The sequence below is a fragment of the Pseudomonas sp. ABa2 genome, from assembly GCF_056676075.1.
This window is the reverse complement of the sequence record NZ_CM155239.1, coordinates 3,661,474-3,678,024: the sequence shown is the minus strand read 5'-3', so window position 1 is coordinate 3,678,024 and position 16,551 is coordinate 3,661,474. Positions and strand designations below refer to the sequence as shown.

Annotated in this window: 17 protein-coding genes and 1 pseudogene; 14 read left to right on the top strand and 4 right to left on the bottom strand. The window is 63.7% G+C overall.

Going from position 1 to position 16,551, the window contains the following annotated elements; all coding sequences use genetic code 11:
* Window positions 1-158: 158 nt before the first annotated feature.
* The 8 genes from AC1G9C_RS17850 (at window position 159) to AC1G9C_RS17815 (ending at window position 6,527) form a co-directional block, all read left to right on the top strand.
* Window positions 159-476, top strand: coding sequence for a DUF2288 domain-containing protein (locus tag AC1G9C_RS17850; RefSeq protein ID WP_480408371.1), 318 nt, complete (start codon window positions 159-161; stop codon window positions 474-476).
* Window positions 477-566: 90 nt separating this feature from the next.
* Window positions 567-935, top strand: a complete 369-nt coding sequence (locus AC1G9C_RS17845) for a DUF5064 family protein (protein WP_122107484.1) — start codon at window positions 567-569, stop codon at window positions 933-935.
* Window positions 936-962: 27 nt separating this feature from the next.
* Entirely contained in the window at window positions 963-1,583 is a 621-nt protein-coding gene (locus AC1G9C_RS17840) for a LysE family translocator (RefSeq protein ID WP_480408370.1), read from the top strand.
* Window positions 1,584-1,626: 43 nt separating this feature from the next.
* Window positions 1,627-2,550, top strand: coding sequence for a LysR family transcriptional regulator (locus AC1G9C_RS17835; RefSeq protein WP_122107483.1), 924 nt, complete (start codon window positions 1,627-1,629; stop codon window positions 2,548-2,550).
* A complete protein-coding gene (locus AC1G9C_RS17830) occupies window positions 2,547-3,437 on the top strand; it encodes a LysR substrate-binding domain-containing protein (RefSeq protein ID WP_480408369.1) in 891 nt (296 codons plus the stop codon). The genes AC1G9C_RS17835 and AC1G9C_RS17830 overlap by 4 nt, the downstream gene beginning before the upstream one ends.
* Before the next feature lie 138 nt (window positions 3,438-3,575).
* Window positions 3,576-4,202 (top strand): glutathione S-transferase family protein, encoded by a 627-nt coding sequence (locus AC1G9C_RS17825; RefSeq protein WP_480408368.1) that lies wholly within the window; start codon window positions 3,576-3,578, stop codon window positions 4,200-4,202.
* A gap of 53 nt (window positions 4,203-4,255) precedes the next feature.
* Entirely contained in the window at window positions 4,256-6,304 is a 2,049-nt protein-coding gene (locus AC1G9C_RS17820; protein WP_480408367.1) for a 2Fe-2S iron-sulfur cluster-binding protein, read from the top strand.
* A gap of 13 nt (window positions 6,305-6,317) precedes the next feature.
* Window positions 6,318-6,527 carry a hypothetical protein gene (locus AC1G9C_RS17815; RefSeq protein ID WP_480408366.1) on the top strand — a complete coding sequence of 70 codons (210 nt, stop codon included), beginning with the start codon at window positions 6,318-6,320 and terminating at the stop codon, window positions 6,525-6,527.
* A gap of 130 nt (window positions 6,528-6,657) precedes the next feature.
* Here AC1G9C_RS17815 and AC1G9C_RS17810 read toward each other — a convergent pair whose 3' ends face one another.
* Window positions 6,658-7,899: an NADH:flavin oxidoreductase/NADH oxidase family protein gene (locus AC1G9C_RS17810; protein WP_480408365.1), complete on the bottom strand. Its 1,242-nt coding sequence runs from the start codon at window positions 7,897-7,899 to the stop codon at window positions 6,658-6,660.
* An 80-nt stretch (window positions 7,900-7,979) separates the two neighbouring features.
* On the opposite strand from AC1G9C_RS17810, the pseudogene AC1G9C_RS17805 reads away from it, so the two are divergent.
* A pseudogene (locus AC1G9C_RS17805) lies at window positions 7,980-8,439 on the top strand (acetoacetate decarboxylase (ADC)); the annotation flags it as partial.
* Window positions 8,440-8,508: 69 nt separating this feature from the next.
* Here AC1G9C_RS17805 and AC1G9C_RS17800 read toward each other — a convergent pair.
* The 3 genes from AC1G9C_RS17800 to AC1G9C_RS17790 form a co-directional block, all read right to left on the bottom strand.
* On the bottom strand, window positions 8,509-8,961 hold the full coding sequence (locus AC1G9C_RS17800) for a MerR family transcriptional regulator (RefSeq protein WP_480408364.1): 453 nt from the start codon (window positions 8,959-8,961) through the stop codon (window positions 8,509-8,511).
* A 146-nt stretch (window positions 8,962-9,107) separates the two neighbouring features.
* Window positions 9,108-9,587, bottom strand: coding sequence for a VOC family protein (locus AC1G9C_RS17795; protein ID WP_122107478.1), 480 nt, complete (start codon window positions 9,585-9,587; stop codon window positions 9,108-9,110).
* Between the two features lie 77 nt (window positions 9,588-9,664).
* The gene (locus tag AC1G9C_RS17790) at window positions 9,665-9,892 is read right to left on the bottom strand and encodes a hypothetical protein (RefSeq protein WP_480408363.1); all 228 of its coding nucleotides are present in this window, start codon (window positions 9,890-9,892) and stop codon (window positions 9,665-9,667) included.
* Between the two features lie 147 nt (window positions 9,893-10,039).
* On the opposite strand from AC1G9C_RS17790, the gene AC1G9C_RS17785 reads away from it, so the two are divergent.
* The 5 genes from AC1G9C_RS17785 to wrbA all read left to right on the top strand — a co-directional run bounded on the left by AC1G9C_RS17785 (window position 10,040) and on the right by wrbA (window position 16,513).
* Window positions 10,040-10,969 carry a LysR family transcriptional regulator gene (locus AC1G9C_RS17785; RefSeq protein ID WP_480408362.1) on the top strand — a complete coding sequence of 310 codons (930 nt, stop codon included), beginning with the start codon at window positions 10,040-10,042 and terminating at the stop codon, window positions 10,967-10,969.
* Between the two features lie 591 nt (window positions 10,970-11,560).
* The gene (locus AC1G9C_RS17780) at window positions 11,561-13,273 is read left to right on the top strand and encodes a sigma 54-interacting transcriptional regulator (RefSeq protein WP_480408361.1); all 1,713 of its coding nucleotides are present in this window, start codon (window positions 11,561-11,563) and stop codon (window positions 13,271-13,273) included.
* Between the two features lie 296 nt (window positions 13,274-13,569).
* Window positions 13,570-14,148, top strand: a complete 579-nt coding sequence (locus AC1G9C_RS17775; protein WP_021445005.1) for a nuclear transport factor 2 family protein — start codon at window positions 13,570-13,572, stop codon at window positions 14,146-14,148.
* A 237-nt stretch (window positions 14,149-14,385) separates the two neighbouring features.
* Window positions 14,386-15,867, top strand: a complete 1,482-nt coding sequence (locus AC1G9C_RS17770) for an aldehyde dehydrogenase family protein (RefSeq protein ID WP_480408360.1) — start codon at window positions 14,386-14,388, stop codon at window positions 15,865-15,867.
* A gap of 46 nt (window positions 15,868-15,913) precedes the next feature.
* Window positions 15,914-16,513 carry an NAD(P)H:quinone oxidoreductase gene (gene wrbA, locus AC1G9C_RS17765; RefSeq protein ID WP_480408359.1) on the top strand — a complete coding sequence of 200 codons (600 nt, stop codon included), beginning with the start codon at window positions 15,914-15,916 and terminating at the stop codon, window positions 16,511-16,513.
* Window positions 16,514-16,551 lie beyond the last annotated feature (38 nt).

Below are 16,551 nucleotides of genomic sequence, written 5' to 3'. Positions count from 1 at the left end.
CAGCTGGAGGCGAATCGCGGGGGTGTCGCTAAATTGCAAGGTATGTACAGAAAAACGGCGTGTCCCCAGTCGCTCAGCGAGCGTCCCGCGGTTGCCTGAAGAGTCGCCGGCGCTATCATTGCGCGCCTGCACTCATCGCCATCGACACGGGGCACACCATGACGGATCAATCTAGCACCCTCTATGCCAAGCTGCTTGGCGAAACCGCGCCGATTCGCTGGCAGGAACTGCAACCCTTTTTCGCCCGCGGTGCACTGCTCTGGGTCGAGGGCAGCGAGGATCTGGTGGCGATCGCCGAGGCCGTGGCCAGCAACGACCAGGCGCGGGTCGCCGAGCTGATGGCCCGGGGCCTGCTGGGCAAGCTGGAGGATGCCTGCGCCGAGGACCTGCTGGCGCGCGACCCGCAGCTGTGGGCGGTGGTGGTGGCGCCCTGGGTGCTGGTGCAGGAGCGGGCGACGGCCGCCAGCGTGCACTGAAACGGCGCGCTGCAGCGGCGCGATAGCCGGTCTAGACTGTCTCGGCGTTCCCGCGCGGAACGCCCAGACCCGTTACTAAGGAGTGGTGCCATGTTCGAACCCGGTCACCTGCATCGCCGCAATCCGCCCGGTATGGCCGGGCAGCCGAGCTATTCCATCGACTTCTATTACGAGGTGCGCCAGGACCCCAAGGAAGGCGCCATGCTGCACGGTCGCCTGGTCGGCGAGATCGACGGCAAGGCCTTCGAGGAAGTGTTCGAGATGCACCGCGACACCGCCTTCAACTTCGCCAGCGTGATCTCCCGGCTGGTGGTCAAGCACGGCCTGCACGCCAACGCCAGCCCGATCATGCGCGGGCACAAGGAATACGACGCCATCTTCGAGGACATCCGCAGCAAGCTGCACGCCAAGCCGGGCGAGGCGGTGAACCTCGATCATCTGGAGCAGGACGGGCTCTGAGCACCTACTGGCCGAGCGTTGTTCTTCATGCCCATCGCCGAGAACCTGATCGCCTTCACCCTCGCCGCCGCGCTGCTGACCCTGACGCCGGGCATCGACACCGCGCTGGTGCTGCGCACCGCCGCGGTCGAGGGACGCCGGCAGGCGTTGCGCGCGGCGCTGGGCATCAACGCCGGCTGCCTGCTGTGGGGCGCGGCGGTGGCCTTCGGCCTGGGCGCGCTGCTGGCGGTGTCCGAGTTCGCCTACAACCTGCTCAAGTATTGCGGCGCGGCCTATCTGGCCTGGCTCGGGCTGAACCTGCTGCTGCGCCCGCGCAGCTCGCTGGCCCTCGCGCAGGCGAGCGGCAAACCCGACGCCAACTGGTTTCTGCGCGGCCTGCTGGGCAACCTGCTCAACCCCAAGGTGGGGATCTTCTACGTCTCCTTCCTGCCGCAGTTCATCCCCCAGGGCCAACCCCTGATCGCCTGGACCTTCGTTCTGGTGGGCATCCATGTGGCGCTCGGCCTGATCTGGGCGCTGGCGCTGATCGGCGCCACCGAGCCGCTTGGCCACTGGCTGCGGCGCGCGGCGGTGATCAGGTGGCTGGATCGCAGCACCGGGCTGATCTTCGTGCTGTTCGCCGCGCGCCTGGCCTTGAGTCGACGCTGAAGCGCTATCCTGTGCCCTCGCGACCAAGAACCAGGCGGTGACGATGGACCGGTTTCAGGAAATGCGGGTGCTGCTGGCGGTGACCGAGGCCGAGAGCTTCGCCGGCGGCGCCAAGCTGCTGGGCATCTCGCCGCCCAGCGTGACCCGCGCGGTCGCCGCGCTGGAGGCGCGTCTCGGCACCCTGCTGCTGGCGCGCAGCACGCGCAGCCTGCGCCTGACCGAAGCCGGCCAGCGCTATGTCGAGGACTGCCGGCGCATCCTGCTGGAGTTGGAGGAGGCCGAGGAGCTGGCCGCCGGCGGCAGCGTGCGCCCGCGCGGGCGGCTTACCGTGACCGCGCCGGTGATGTTTGGCGAGCTGTTCCTGATTCCACGCATCGCCCAGTACCTCGACACCCACCCGGACGTGGAGGTCAATGCGCTGCTGGTCGACCGTGTGGTGAACATGCTGGAGGAGGGCATCGACGTCGCCGTGCGCATCGGCTCGCTGCCCGAGGGCGATCACCCGGCGCTGCAGGTCGGGCAGATCCGCCCGGTGGTATGTGCCGCGCCGGCCTTTCTCGACCGCGTCGGCCGCCCGCGTCATCCGGATGAGTTGCGCGATGCGCCCATCGTCATGTCCAGCGCCAGCAACCTGCTGTCGCACTGGCAGTTCATCGGCGCCGACGGGCCCTTCGGTTTCATGCCGCGTCCACGCTTTACCGTCAGCTCCAACCAGGCGGCGATCGGTGCCGCACGCCTGGGCTGGGGCTACACCCGCGTGCTGTCCTACCAGGTGGCCGAGGCGGTGGCGCGCGGCGAGATCGAACTGGTGCTCGAAGCCTTCGAACCACCGGCCCTGCCGGTGCACATCATTCACCAGGGCGGGCGCCAGGTGTCGGCCAAGGTGCGCACCTTCGTCGACCACTGTGCCGCCAGCTTTCGCGCCGATCCGGCCCTGCGCGCGGCCGGCGCACCACCCGCAGCATGAGCCATCACCGCGAAATGCAGGTGTTCCTCGCCGTGGCGCAGGCCGGCAGCCTGGCGGCGGCCGCCAGGGCGCTGCAGCTGTCGCAGGCCACGGTGATGCGTACCGTTGCTGCGCTGGAGAGCCGTCTGGACAGCACCTTGCTGTTGCGCGGTCCGCGCGGCGTCAGCCTGAGCCCGGCGGGTGCGGCTTTCGCCGACAGCTGCCAGCGCATCCTGCAGCGGGTGGAGGAGGCCGAGCGCTCCGTGACCGGCCTGCACGCCAGCCCCGCCGGGCAGCTGACCCTGGCCCTGCCGCTGCTGATGACGCATCAGGTGCTGACGCCCATCGCCGTCGACTACCTGGCGGCCTTTCCCGAGGTGAGCCTGGCTACCCTGGCGCGCGAGGAGCTGCCGAGGCTGCTGGAGGAGGGCATCGACCTGGCGCTGGTGGTCGGTCACCTGCCCAGTTCGTCCGGTTTCGCCGTGCCGTTGGGGTGGGCGCGACCGCTGGTCTGTGCGGCACCCGCCTATCTGCAGCGCTGGGGCTGGCCCGCCAACCCGCAGGCTTTGCACGCACACCGCACCATCGCTCGTTCTTCGACCGGGCATGCGGGGGAATGGCGCTTTGTGGACGGCGCGGTGAAGCTCGCGCCGCGGCTGACTTGCAGCACGCCGCAGGCGGCGATCCGCGCGGCGCTCGCCGGTTTTGGCCTGACCCGCTGCCTGAGCTACGAGGCCTATCAGGAGTTGCAGAGTGGGCAATTACAGGCGGTGCTGAAAAACTTCGCTACAGCGCCCGTGCCGGTGCAGCTGTATTACCGCGAGGGGCGCCCGGCGGCGGCGCGGGTGCGCAGCTTCCTCGACTTTGCCGTACCGCGCCTGCGCGCCCACCCGGCCTTTCAGGTCTGAGCTGATTGCGGAAAATGAAATAGTGGATTGCCAATAGTGGTGATTCTTATCGGGGTTGGATGGGGTGAACATGGCCCCCATCGTCGCGAAGGCCAGTCGTCTCGCGGAGACCTAAGCCCACCTCGAAGGAGTCATCGCATGTCCCGTCCCGCCATCAAGCTGTACAACTTTCCCCGTTCCGGTCACGCCCACCGCGCCGAGCTGATGCTGTCGCTGCTGCAGTTGCCCACCGAGCTGATCTTCGTCGATCTGGCCAAGGGCGCGCACAAGACCCCCGAGTTCCTCGCCCTCAACCCCTTCGGCCAGGTGCCGGTGATTGATGACGGCGGCACCGTCGTCGCCGACTCCAATGCCATCCTGGTCTACCTGGCCAAGCGCTACGGCAATGACGACTGGCTGCCGCAGGAGCCGGCCGCCGCCGCACGGGTGCAGCGCTGGCTGTCGGTAGCCGCCGGGCAGGTGGCCTTCGGCCCTGCCGCCGCGCGCCTGGTCACCGTATTCGGCTACTCGTTCAACACCGAAGAAGTGATCAACCGCGCCCACGCGCTGTTCACCGTGATGGAAGGCGAGTTGGGCGAAACCCCGTTCCTCACCGGCGACAAGCCGAGCATCGCCGACGTGGCCAACTACTCCTACATTGCCCATGCGCCGGAGGGCAACGTCTCGCTGGAGCCCTACCCGAACATCCGCGCCTGGCTGGCACGCATCGAGGCGCTGCCGGGGTTCGTGCCGATGCCGCGTACCGCCGCCGGCCTGCAAGCCTGAGTCACCGCCAGCTGCCGGGTTTCCCCGGCGGCTCCTCTCGTGGAGGGCAGAACATGCAACAGCTTCCCAGCCATCGGCACTCGCCCTGGCACGCCGGTGAAAAGCAATTGCAGGAGAAGGTCGGCGTCGCCGAGCGCATGGAAGTGCTCGGGCAGAAGGTGATCCGCGACCATATGCCGGACCAGCATCGCGACTTCTATCGTCAACTGCCCTTCATGATCGCCGGTGCCGTGGATGGCGCAGGCCAGCCCTGGGCCACCCTGATCGAGGGCGAGGAGGGCTTCGTCACCTCGCCCGACCCGCGCCGGTTGGCGTTCGATCTCGCCGCCATGGCGCTCGACCCGCTCGACCCGGCCACGTCCGGCCTGGGCGCCGGCGAGGCCATCGGCCTGCTGGGTATCGAGCTGCACACGCGGCGGCGCAATCGCATCAACGGCCATATCCGCCAGGCCTCGGCGCAGCGCCTGGAGATCGATGTGGAGCATTCCTTCGGCAACTGCCCGCAATATATCCAGCTGCGTGAATACAGCCGTTCTCCGGATGGACGGGGGAACGCACGTCACGACGCCAGCGAGCTGGACGAACGCAGCGCCGAGATGATCCGCAGTGCCGACACCTTCTTCGTCGCCAGCTACTTCGAGCACGACGACGGCCGCCGTTCGGTGGACGTCTCCCACCGCGGCGGGCGTGCCGGTTTCGTGCGGGTGGAGGGCAATCGCCTGACCATCCCCGACTACGCCGGCAACCTGCACTTCAATACCCTGGGCAACCTCAGCGTCAATCCGCGCGCCGGCCTGCTGTTCGTCGACTTCGCCACGGGCGACGTGCTGCAACTGGCCGGCTGCGCCGAGATCGTCCTCGACAGCCCGCTGATCCAGGCCTTCGAGGGCGCCGAGCGGCTATGGACCTTCGACGTGGAGCAGGTGGTGCTGCGTCCGGCGGCGGCTTCGCTGCGCTGGGCCTTCCATGAGTACGCGCCGACCAGCCTGATGACCGGCACCTGGGCGCAAGCCGATGCGCGTCTGCGCGAACGCGAGCAGCGTAATCAGTGGCAGCGCTGGCGAGTACTGAATCTGCAGCAGGAGAGCAGCGATATCCGCTCATTCGTGCTGGCGCCGGAGCAGGGCGCCGCACCGAGTTTCGCCGCCGGCCAGCACCTGCCCATTCGCATCAGCAGCGCCGTGGGCGAAACCCTGCTGCGCACCTACAGCCTGTCCAGCGCGCCGTCGGATGGCTTCCTGCGCATCAGCGTCAAGGCGCAGGGTCGGGTGTCGCGGCATCTGCACGAGCAGGTTCAGGTCGGGGATGTGCTGGAGGTGCGTGCGCCGCTGGGCAGCTTCACCCTCAACAGCGACACCCATCGGCCGCTGGTGCTGATCGGCGCCGGTGTCGGCATCACGCCGCTGCTGTCGATGCTGCGCGAACAGGTGGCGCTGGGGCGGGGCAGGCGCATCCATTTCTTCCAGGGCGCACGCACGCTGGCCGACCTGCCGTTCCAAGCCGAGCTGCGCGAGCTGGTGCAACGTGCCAATGGCTTGCTCCACATCCACCGTGCCCTCAGCGCACCGGGCAGCGATGCCGTGCTCGGGCGCGACTACGAGCAGCAGGGACGTCTCGATCTGGCGCAGATCAAGGCGGCCCTGGCGTTCGACGACTACGACTTCTACCTGTGCGGCCCGGCCGCCTTTACCCAGGCGATCTACGACGGCCTGCGCGACTTGAATGTCGCCGACGCGCGCATCCACGCCGAGGCGTTCGGCCCCTCGACGCTCACGCGCCGCACGGACGGCCAGGCCGCCACCTTGGTGCAGCCGCCAGCGGCGAGCGAGCCGGTGCCGGTGTACTTCACCGCCTCGGCCAAGGAGGCGCGCTGGACGCCAGGCAGCGGCAGCCTGCTGGAGCTGGCGGAAAGCCGCGGCTTGAGCCCCGAGTTCAGCTGCCGCGGCGGTTCCTGCGGCACCTGCAGGACGCGTCTGGTCAGCGGCCAGGTGCACTACCCGAATCCGCCCGCCGAGCTGCCGCAAGACGACAGCGTGCTGATCTGCTGCGCCGTGCCGGCGCAGGGCGAAGGCGGCACGCAGCCGCTGGTGCTGGATCTCTGAGGAGGCAGGCGAGATGAACGGGCAAACCCATCCGACTCCCACCTGGCGCGACAGCGCCCAGGCCATGCGCCACTCGTACTGTGCTCAGAGCGAGGTCGAGGCCGGGTATCTGCTGCCGCAACTGCTGGTTTCGGCGGAAATGCCGACGTGCCGATCCTCCGTTTCGGCATCGGCGCGCTTATGGCGATGGCTGGCCGGGGGCAGCGCCAGTGCGCTGTCGTAGGGCGCGGTGTGTTCCACCCATCCGCTCGCTGGCGGTGCGCACGACGCACGCTGCGGGCCAGTAAGCGCCGGACCATTGCGAGCCGGTTCAGAGACGCGATCGCCATAACCAGCCCGCCTGGGACGGCCTGTTAGCCGTTGGCCAGACCACGCCGCGCCATCCAGCGACGGTACTGACGGGAGCGCCGCATATCGCTCAGCTGCTGCTGGAGCAGCGCCCACAGCGGCGATACCCGCGGGTGGGTGTCGCGGCCCTGGCTCAGCTTGCGTAACTGGTGCTTGACCACGGCCATGTTGGCCAGCGACGCCAGCACCTTGTTGCCCCAGGTGATCGGCGGCAGCTGCGGCGCGTTGTGCTGCCCGCGCTGCCAGTCGCGCGGCAGGTTGGGGTCGATGGCCAGGGCCGTGCCGATGCCGACCATCTCGACGCCGCTGGCCAGCACCTGCTCGGCGACGGGCGCACGGCGGATGCCGCCGGTGACCATCACCGGCATGCTCGCCAGCGCACGAATCTCGCGGGCGAACTCCAGAAAATAGGCCTCGCGGGCCAGGGTGCGGCCGTCGCGGGCCTCGCCCTGCATGGCCGGCGCCTCGTAGCTGCCGCCGGACAGTTCGACCAGGTCCACCCTCAGCTCGCCCAGCAGCCTGACCACCTGCTGCGCGTCGTCGGCGCTGAAGCCGCCGCGCTGGAAATCCGCCGAGTTGAGCTTGACCGCCACCGCGAAGCCCGGCGCCACCTCGGCGTGCACCGCCTTGACGATCTCCAGCAGCAGACGCGCGCGGTTTTCCAGCGAACCGCCCCATTGGTCGCTGCGCCTGTTGGTCAGCGGCGAGAGGAACTGGCTGAGCAGGTAGCCGTGCGCCGCGTGGATCTGTACGCCGCTGAAACCGGCCCGTTCGGCGAGGCGGGCGGTGCGGACGAAGCGCGCTATCGCCTCGTCGATCATCGCCTGGGTCATCGCCAGCGGGGTGGCGAAGCGCTTGGACAGCTTGCCCAGCTCCAGCGCCACCGCCGAGGGTGCCCAGGTCGGCTGGCCGAGGTTGGCCTGCATCTGCCGGCCGGGGTGGTTGATCTGCAGCCAGAACTGCGCGCCCCGAGCACGACCGATGCGCGCCCAGTGCTCGAACCTGGCCAGCTGCGTATCGTCCTCCAGCACCACGCCGCCCGGGCCGGTCATGGCGCGGCTGTCGACCATCACGTTGCCGCTGATCAGCAGGCCGGCGCCGCCCTCGGCCCAGGCCTGGTAGAGGCGCAGCAGCTGTTCCGACGGCGCGTGCTCGGCGTCCGCCATGTTCTCCTCCATCGCCGCCTTGGCGATGCGGTTGGGGATGGTCGAGCCATTGGGCAGGGCAAGGGGGGCGAACAGGTTCATGGGGCGCTTCCTCGGCTGAAAGTGAGGCGACCTTAACCTTTAAGCTCACTTTAATGTCAATGAGCATTTGCACGCGATTCGCCCTGTCCATCGTCACCAACAAGCCCGGCAACGCCAACCTGGGGCCGCTCAGCCTGGTCGGCCAGTCGCTGTCCAAGGACTTCTGGGGCTACGTGCTCAAGCTGCCGGTCAATACCGAGCTGGCGCGGGTGCGAGGGTGTGGTCGGCTACAACCTGCCGAAGTGGCTGACCGCCATCGACTATCGCGAGACCGACAAGCGCCTCGTCTTCGAGATCGTCGACAGCGAAACCGGCAGGCTCGACCTCGTCTTCGAGGTGGCCTATGGCTACGCCGTTTCCCGGCAACTGCGCCATGCCTCCAACTCGAACGCGGATTCGGTGAGCCTCAAGCTCGGCGATGGCAGCCTGTCGAGCTACATCGAGTCGCTGCAGCTGGGCAGGATGATGAAGGACGCATACGTGCCGGACTTCCAGAGCGCGCTCTATGCGCCCGAGCCCTTGGCGCAGATGCCGCGGTGAAAGGTTGGGTGGGCCGTGCGCCAGCCATCAACGGCTGGTGCGCGCGGCGCCCCCCAGGCGATTGCAGCCTCAGGCGCGCTGGCCGGTTTTGCCGGCGCGTTTGGGCATCTCGCTGGTCTCGCCCAGGTTCATCTTCGACAGCACCCGCTTGGCGTTGGCCGCGCAGTCGAGGTCGTCCGGTTTGCTTTCGATTTCGTCGATCAACGCCAGCAGGTGTGTCTTGCTCTGCGCCAGGCGTTGCTCCAGCGCCTCGATGTCATGCACCTTGGCGTGCAGGGTGTCGAGCAGCTTGCCGTGCTCCCACTGCGACAGGTCCTGCGGCAGCAGCGTGCGCAGCTCGTTGAGGCTGAAGCCGGCCTGCTGCGCCGTGGTGATCAGGTTCAGCACCAGCACGGCCTCCTGCGGATAGCTGCGATAACCGTTGGCCTGCCGCTCCACCAGCCTGAGCAGGCCGATGCTTTCGTAGAAGCGAATGCGCGAAGCCGCAAGGCCGGTGCGCTGCGCCAGTTCGCCGATTTTCATAGCTGTGCTGCCCCTGTGCTGCAAGCCGGTTAAAGGTTTAAGCCCAACGTTAACCTTTAACTCGGCAACCGGCAGCACTGGCTCGCAAGGCTGCCAGCTCGTGCCTTTGCTTCGCGGGCGCGTCCTGGTTGTCCAAACGCCGGGACTCAAGACTTCAGCGCCGCCTCGATCTGTGCGATATCGATCTTGCTCATGCCCATCATGGCCTCGAACGCACGCTTGGCCGCCGCGCGATCGGGGCTGGCGATGGCGGCGGTGAGGACACGCGGGGTGATCTGCCAGGAGATGCCCCATCTGTCCTTGCACCAGCCACAGGCGCTGGCCTGGCCGCCGTTGTCGATGATCGCGTGCCACAGACGATCCGTCTCGGCCTGGTCGTCGGTCGCGACCTGGAAGGAGAAGGCCTCGTTGTGCCGGAACGCCGGGCCGCCATTGAGCCCGAGGCAGGGGATGCCCATCACCCTGAACTCCACCGTCAGCACATCGCCCTGCTTGCCGGCGGGGTAGTCGCCGGGGGCGCGATGCACGGCCAGCACGGCGCTGTCCAGGAAGGTCTCGGCATAGAAGGTCGCGGCTGCCAGGGCGTCGCGGTCGTACCAGAGGCAGATGGTGTTCTTGCTGGTCATCCTGAGTCTCCCGCCATGGGTTGAGACTCAGGAGTCTAGACGGCAGTGGGGCTGGCTTGTGTTTGCCTGGTTCGTCGTTACGGCTGCGGCTCTCTTATCCAGAATCTCTGAAACGGATCGAACGGGTGGTGCTTGCCGTCGTAGCGGATGGTCGTGCTGACCTTGCGAAGCGTGGGCGCCTGCCGGCCTGCACGAACATGAGCAGTAACCCTCAGATCGGCGTAGCCCTGGGCTTGCTTCGGCCCAAGGCCCAGCGTCAGGTCGGCCTGCTCCGATTCAAAACCGCTGTCCGGCACACAGGACATGCCCTGCGCTCGTGAGGAGTGGTTTTCGCCCCGTAGCGGTCCCTCGATCCCGCCGATAAATCTGCTTTCTGCTGGTATTGTGCAGAACCAGCTGCGCCTGGGCGGTCAGTCTGAAAAGCATGCAAGTCAATTTCTGTGGATAAGAGCATGAATAAACTATCTGAAATGCATGCTTTCGTGGCTGTAGTGGACAACGGGAGTATTTCCGAGGCCGCTCGTCGTTTGGGCACGGCCAAGTCGATGGTTTCTCAGCGCATTCAGCAACTGGAGAAACGTCTAGGATGCATCCTGCTGGAGCGTGGTCGGCAGACTCGCCTGACCGAGTCGGGTGAGGTTTTTTACCGTCATTGCACCGCAATTCTCGCTGATATAGAAAATGCCGAGAATGCCGTTCTGACGTCCCAGTCGAGTGTCCGCGGAGATCTGCGTATTGCAGCTCCGATGGCGTTCGGTATGCGATATCTGACGCCGCTTTTGGCGTCTTTTGCCAAGCAGTATCCTGAGTTGTACTTGGACGTTGAGTTCGACGACCGGCGCGTCAACTTGCATGAAGAGGGCTTCGATGCGGCGGTGCGTATTGGCGAGTTACCGGACTCTTCGCTGGTGGCCAAAATCATCACACCCAACCGCCATATCATCTGTGCCAGCCCCGACTATCTGAATGCACATGGCACGCCACAGCTACCGCAAGACCTCGCTCAGCATTTCGCCTTGCTCTACGTTAATCGCGAACCACACGGCATGTGGACGCTACCGGTGAATGACACATTGGAGTCATTTCGCGTGCGCTGCCGGATGCGCACCAACTGTGGTCACCAACTCATGGAGGCGGCGAAAGCAGGCCTCGGGCTGGCTATATTGCCCACCTTTCTGGCCGCGCAAGCCATCGTGGACGGTGAACTGATAGAGGTGTTGGAGCCTTATGCCCCGCGAGGAGGCAATATTTCTGTGGTCTACCGTCAATCGCAAAAAAACTCGCCCAAGCTTCACGCGCTGAGCAGCTTCCTTAGCGAGCAGATCGGCAACCCGCCCATTTGGGATCAGATGCTGGCAACCAATCCGCATTCACAGCAGTGAGTCGTTCGAGAAAAACGAAACACCGATTCGATTTTTCCAGGCTTATGGCGAGGGTCTCTCCGACTTATCCTTTTTTCAGCTGAGCGCGCTGGACGCGAAAGGATCAGTGTCAACATTCCATACCGCTCGCCGTGCCGCGGCTGCCAGGGTGTATTTGGTTAACCCGCACTGGGCACTGGCTTAGCGCGTATTGGCAGGCCGGTAAAGGCTTATGGCCAGGCTACCGTTCAGAGCAACGATTATGAGATTGCCTGAAATTGCAGGTGCGAGAGTCAGTCACTGCGTTCACCCCGGTCCTCGAGCAGGCATTGGCCTGGTAATCGAAGCAATGGGGGAGAGTGTTCGTGAAGCGCTCGGCTTTCGCCCTGTCTATCGACTTGAGCCGTGGCCGGCGTAGTTGATCAGCCCTTGATCATGGCTCCGGTGCTATCCGTTAACCCTGCGCCGCCCTGGCGGCTTCTCCGGAGCAGGCCCGCTCTACGCATCCATACTGACTGGAACCGTGTGATGTCATGCTCACTCGTTTCGGTCCTCTCATTCGCCGGCACAGATCAATCGAGCCGCTCAAAACAATAATCGAGGCCTCCTTCAATGGCGATCAGCTACAGCTCAGGGATCAAGCATCCGGACTTTCAGGACCTGAGTGAACAGATTCGCTTTCAAAGCACAGAAGGCAAGATCTGGTTCGGCGAGCAGCGCATGTTGCTGATGCAGGTGTCGGCGATGGCTAATTTCCGCCGTGAACTCATCAATAGTCTGGGGATCGAGCGCGCCAAGGGATTCTTCCTACGACTCGGCTACCAATCCGGACTAAAAGACGCCGAAATGGCCCGCAAGCTGAGGCCGAACAGCCCGGAGCTGGAAATGTTCCTGGTTGGCCCGCAGTTGCACTCCTTGAAGGGCATGGTCAATGCGAAGCCCATTCAGCTGGAAGTGGACCAGGAGGCCGGCCATTTCTACTGCGAGCTTGAGTGGATTGATTCCTTTGAGGTCGAGAGCTGCCTGACCGAGGTGGGCCTGATGGATGAGCCCGTCTGCTGGTCCTTGCTGGGCTACGCCTGTGCGTACAGCTCCTCGTTCATGAAACGCGAAATCATCATCCAGGAAACCAGCTGTCGCGGGTGCGGCGATGAGCGCTGCATCATCATTGGCAAACCCGCCGAGCAATGGGAAAACGCCGCAGAATTCAGACGCTACTTTCAAGCCGATCCGATCATCGAGGAGCTGTATGAGCTGCAATCGCAGATCAGCTCGCTGCGCACGTGCCTGGAGAAGCAAGAGGGCCAGTACTACGGCATAGGGCGCTCTCCCGCCTACATGATGGTCTGCAAGACGATCGACAAGGCAGCCAAGGGCAAGATCTCGGTTCTGTTGCTCGGAGAAACCGGCGTCGGCAAGGAGGTAATCGCACGGAGCGTCCATCTTCGCAGCGAGCGCGCCGAGCAACCGTTTATCGCGGTGAACTGCGCTGCCATTCCGCAGGACTTGATCGAGGCCGAACTGTTCGGCGTCGAGAAAGGGGCGTTTACCGGCGCCAATCAGACCCGCCCGGGACGCTTCGAGCGCGCCAGCGGCGGGACCATCTTTCTGGACGAAGTGGTAGAACTGACCCCCAGAGCGCAGGCGACCTTACTAAGGGTGCTGCAAGAGGGGGAACTCGAACGTGTGGGTGGCTCTCGGATCCACAAGGTCGATGTGCGAGTCATTGCTGCCACCAATGAGAGCCTCGCCGATGCAGTCGAGGCGGGCCGGTTTCGCGCGGATCTTTATTACCGCCTGAATGTGTTTCCGGTTCAGGTCCCCCCGCTGCGCGAGCGGCTTGAGGACCTGCCGCTGCTGGTCGAACACTTTCTAAGCAAGTTTCATCTGCAGTATCACAAGCGCACGCTAGGTTTGTCAGACAAGGCTCTAGAGCTGTGTCTCAGTTACGCTTGGCCTGGAAATATCCGCGAACTGGAGAATGTGATCGAGCGCGGCGTCATCCTGACTGACAGCAATGAAACCATAGGGCAGGACGCTCTTTTTGCGGTCTTCCCAAAGGCAGGCAATCTGCATGGTGATCGTCTCAACGCCGATGGCGCGCTGGTGCAGGCTGAGGACACGGAAAGCGCAGCCGATTGGGTCACGCAGATCTTCGAACGAAACATAAGCTTGGAAGCGGTAGAAGAGCAGCTGATGCGGCGGGCAATGGACCTCGCTCAGCAAAACGTTGCACAAGCCGCTCGAATCCTTGGGTTAACTCGACCTGCGCTGGCTTACCGTCTCAAGAAGAGCGGCATCCTTGATGAGGATGCGACTGAGTGAATTCGCTGTCTTCGCGGATGGATCAAATTGATTGCGAAGTTTTTGTGACATTAACCAAATAATCAATGCGCTGCCGTGATTTATCAAATGATAAATTCAGCCTTCTTCGATAAACCATAGACTTGAACAGAATTTCTTTATTTATAAATCTATCTTGCTGATAAATATGGGTTTTCTCCAGTATCTTGGGCAATGGCATACCCTTTGCTCAAGTACTACCAGTTGCCGAGTACTCACCAGCACTTGGCGACGTACTAGGTCTCATGCATCACAAACGGTAGTTAACGGAGAAGCTCATGAACATCCCCAAAATCAAGTCGCTGTTTGCAGCAATCACCCTCGCTGCGTGCATTGTGACTGTTACTCCCGTGGTCGCGCAGTCAACTAGCGAAGCACAGTCTGCGGCTTCGCTTTCGGTCGTCATGGAGTTCCTGGCCAATACTGCGCCCGATAAAGTTGAGGCCGCTGCCGAGAAGCTGGCGGCTCCCGACGCCACTTATGTTTCGCTCAACTTCGATAACCCGGAGTTAAGGAAAATCATGCCTTGGACGGGCACAAACAAGGGGCCGAAAGCCTTTAGTTCATTGTTCATGCAGGTCCAGGACTACTGGAAAATCGAAGACTTCACCATCAGCACCAAAATCTCCTCCGGAGAGGATGTGGCGATTTTCGGTAAGTTCACCTATCGGTCCGTGGCAGTCGACCAGGTATTCACTTCGCCGTTCTCCATCCATGCCAAGGTGCGTGACGGCAAGATGACCTATTTCCAGTTCATGGAAGATACCTATGCATCTGCCAGCTCCTTCCGACAGTCAGGCGCCTGGACTGTGAAGACCTCTGCGAACGCAGCCCCCTTTACGGTGGCCGCGGATTAACGATTTAGATCACGAGGACCAAGCCTTGTGCCGGCATCCCGGAGAGCGAAAGCACTCCTGGCGTGCCGGCAGATGGCGCCCAGAGGGGAGAGCACATCATTGCCAACCTCTCTCTATGCGCCGTTTCCAGAGATGGCGTTGGCGCCAACCAGGGTGACCTAATGGTCACCGAACGGATCGCAGCCATGCGGGGACAGGGCCCGATACTTCACACCAGGCAACACGCAGGAGTTAGCCATGAATATTCATACCCCGCACACCTCCCGACATGCGTTGAATTGGGTCGGTGGCGAGTGGATGGGCGCGGATACGATCCGTGGATCCATCAACCCTGCCACCTATGAGGTCATAGGTACCTATGCCGAAGGGGGTGTTGAAACCGCCGAAGCGGCCATCGCCGCGGCGAAACGCGCCATGCACGAGACCGATTGGGTGCACGATCGCAAGCTGCGCGCGCGCGTGCTCGACAACCTTGCAGACGCGTTCGAACGCAATCGGGGCGAGCTCATCAAGATCCTCTGCACCGAAAACGGCAAGATTCAACGCGAGGCCAGCTTCGAAGTCGATCTCTGCGCGCCGTCACTGCGATATTTTGCCGGTATCGCCCGCACTGAGGCCGGACGGGTGGTGGACTCCAGACCGGGCAGAATCGCGATGATGATGCGCCAGCCAATGGGCGTGGCGGGAATCATCGTGCCGTGGAATTCCCCGATAATCCTGACGGTACGATCACTCGCACCTGCGTTGGCGGCCGGCTGTGCGGTAATCGTCAAGGTGCCGGGCAAGAGCGCGCAGATCGCCTCGACCCTGTCCCAGATCTTCAGCAACGTAACGGCACTGCCCCGCGGCGTGATTAATGTCTTTACCGACGAGACTGGCGATGGCGCCAAGCATCTCGTCGCCTCGCCGGAGGTGCCGATCATCAGCTTTACCGGTAGCACTGGCACCGGCAAGGCGATCGCGCTCAGCGCCGCACCGCACTTCAAGCGCGTTGGGCTGGAGCTCGGTGGTAAGACGCCATCGATCGTGTTCGACGATGCCGATCTCGATCTCGCGCTACCCATCCTGGAGAAGTCAGTGACGGTGTTTGCGGGCCAGTTCTGTGTGACGGGGCAGCGGGTGATCGTGCAGGAAGGGATCGCCGACGAGTTTCGCAAGCGCTTTGCCGAACGCCTGCGTGCGGTAAAGGTCGGGCCTGCGGCAGACCTGTCCAGCGACATGGGCCCGATGATCGACCGCGAGAACGTCGAGCGCGTCGATAACCTGGTTGAGCGCGCCATTGCGCAAGGCGCGCAGAGCATTGTGCGAGGTGGTCCGGTGGTCGAAGGCCCGCTGTCGAAAGGCGCATTCTTTCGCCCCACGTTTCTGGAGGTAAGCGATCCGACGATGCCGATCGTCCAGGAAGAGACGTTCGGGCCGGTGGTCACCATGCAGAGGTTTGCGACGGAACAGGACGCCGTTGCGTTGGCCAACGACAGCATCTATGGCCTGGGAGCGAGCATCTGGACGCGCGATCTCTCCAAAGCGTTGCGGATCGCGCCCCGGATCGAGGCGGGTATGGTCTGGATCAACGAGTGGGGTGCACTCGGCGAAGACACCGAGGAGGGCGGTTGCAAGCAGTCGGGCCTCGGCCGTCTGAATGGTGTGGCTGCGATTGACGACTTCACCGAGATCAGAACGATCACGCTCAATCCAGGCCTGATGGATGCCCAGGTGTAAACCAGCGCCGCATCTATAAACAGCACGTTATCCAGAGGAAATGGCAATGGCTAAAGTTTTAGTGCTCTATCACTCCATGTATGGCCACATTGAGACCATGGCGAACAAGGTCGCCGAAGGTGCCCGCAGCGTTCCGGGAACGGAGGTTGTGATCAAACGGGTTCCTGAAACGATGAGTCCGGAAGCCTTTGCCGCAGCAGGCGGCAAGACGAATCAGAGTGCCTCAGAGGCATTGCCGTCAGACCTGGCCGATTTCGATGCAATCATCTTTGGCACCCCGACGCGCTTCGGCAACATGTCCGGACAAATGCGCAACTTCCTCGACCGAACAGGCGGGCTCTGGGCCCAAGGTGCTCTGGCAGGAAAGGTCGCCAGCGTGTTTACCTCAACCGGAACGGGCGGTGGCCAGGAGATGACCATTGCCTCCACCTGGACCACGTTGGCCCATCACGGAATGATCATCGTGCCGATCGGCTATACCACCCCAGCGCTGTTTGATGTCTCCAAGGTAGGAGGGGGTACTCCCTATGGTGCGTCTACCGTTGCCGGTGGCGACGGTTCCAGGCAGCCAGATGAGCGTGAGCTGGAAATAGCACGTCATCAGGGCGAACACGTTGCTCGGATCGCATCCAAGCTACACGGCTAGAACGAGAAGTACCTGGCCCCATAACGACCGAACGGCCC

Bases quoted from the DNA above. Each gene is read 5' to 3' on its own strand.
- AC1G9C_RS17810 (WP_480408365.1), bottom strand. From the start codon at position 7,899: ATGAACCTGTTCGCCCCCCTTGCCCTGCCCAATGGCTCGACCATCCCC.
- AC1G9C_RS17835 (WP_122107483.1), top strand. From the start codon at position 1,627: ATGGACCGGTTTCAGGAAATGCGGGTGCTGCTGGCGGTGACCGAGGCC.
- AC1G9C_RS17820 (WP_480408367.1), top strand. From the start codon at position 4,256: ATGCAACAGCTTCCCAGCCATCGGCACTCGCCCTGGCACGCCGGTGAA.
- AC1G9C_RS17825 (WP_480408368.1), top strand. From the start codon at position 3,576: ATGTCCCGTCCCGCCATCAAGCTGTACAACTTTCCCCGTTCCGGTCAC.
- AC1G9C_RS17770 (WP_480408360.1), top strand. From the start codon at position 14,386: ATGAATATTCATACCCCGCACACCTCCCGACATGCGTTGAATTGGGTC.
- AC1G9C_RS17780 (WP_480408361.1), top strand. From the start codon at position 11,561: ATGGCGATCAGCTACAGCTCAGGGATCAAGCATCCGGACTTTCAGGAC.
- AC1G9C_RS17790 (WP_480408363.1), bottom strand. From the start codon at position 9,892: ATGTCCTGTGTGCCGGACAGCGGTTTTGAATCGGAGCAGGCCGACCTG.
- AC1G9C_RS17830 (WP_480408369.1), top strand. From the start codon at position 2,547: ATGAGCCATCACCGCGAAATGCAGGTGTTCCTCGCCGTGGCGCAGGCC.
- AC1G9C_RS17775 (WP_021445005.1), top strand. From the start codon at position 13,570: ATGAACATCCCCAAAATCAAGTCGCTGTTTGCAGCAATCACCCTCGCT.
- AC1G9C_RS17795 (WP_122107478.1), bottom strand. From the start codon at position 9,587: ATGACCAGCAAGAACACCATCTGCCTCTGGTACGACCGCGACGCCCTG.
- AC1G9C_RS17785 (WP_480408362.1), top strand. From the start codon at position 10,040: ATGAATAAACTATCTGAAATGCATGCTTTCGTGGCTGTAGTGGACAAC.
- AC1G9C_RS17815 (WP_480408366.1), top strand. From the start codon at position 6,318: ATGAACGGGCAAACCCATCCGACTCCCACCTGGCGCGACAGCGCCCAG.
- AC1G9C_RS17840 (WP_480408370.1), top strand. From the start codon at position 963: ATGCCCATCGCCGAGAACCTGATCGCCTTCACCCTCGCCGCCGCGCTG.
- wrbA (WP_480408359.1), top strand. From the start codon at position 15,914: ATGGCTAAAGTTTTAGTGCTCTATCACTCCATGTATGGCCACATTGAG.
- AC1G9C_RS17850 (WP_480408371.1), top strand. From the start codon at position 159: ATGACGGATCAATCTAGCACCCTCTATGCCAAGCTGCTTGGCGAAACC.
- AC1G9C_RS17800 (WP_480408364.1), bottom strand. From the start codon at position 8,961: ATGAAAATCGGCGAACTGGCGCAGCGCACCGGCCTTGCGGCTTCGCGC.
- AC1G9C_RS17845 (WP_122107484.1), top strand. From the start codon at position 567: ATGTTCGAACCCGGTCACCTGCATCGCCGCAATCCGCCCGGTATGGCC.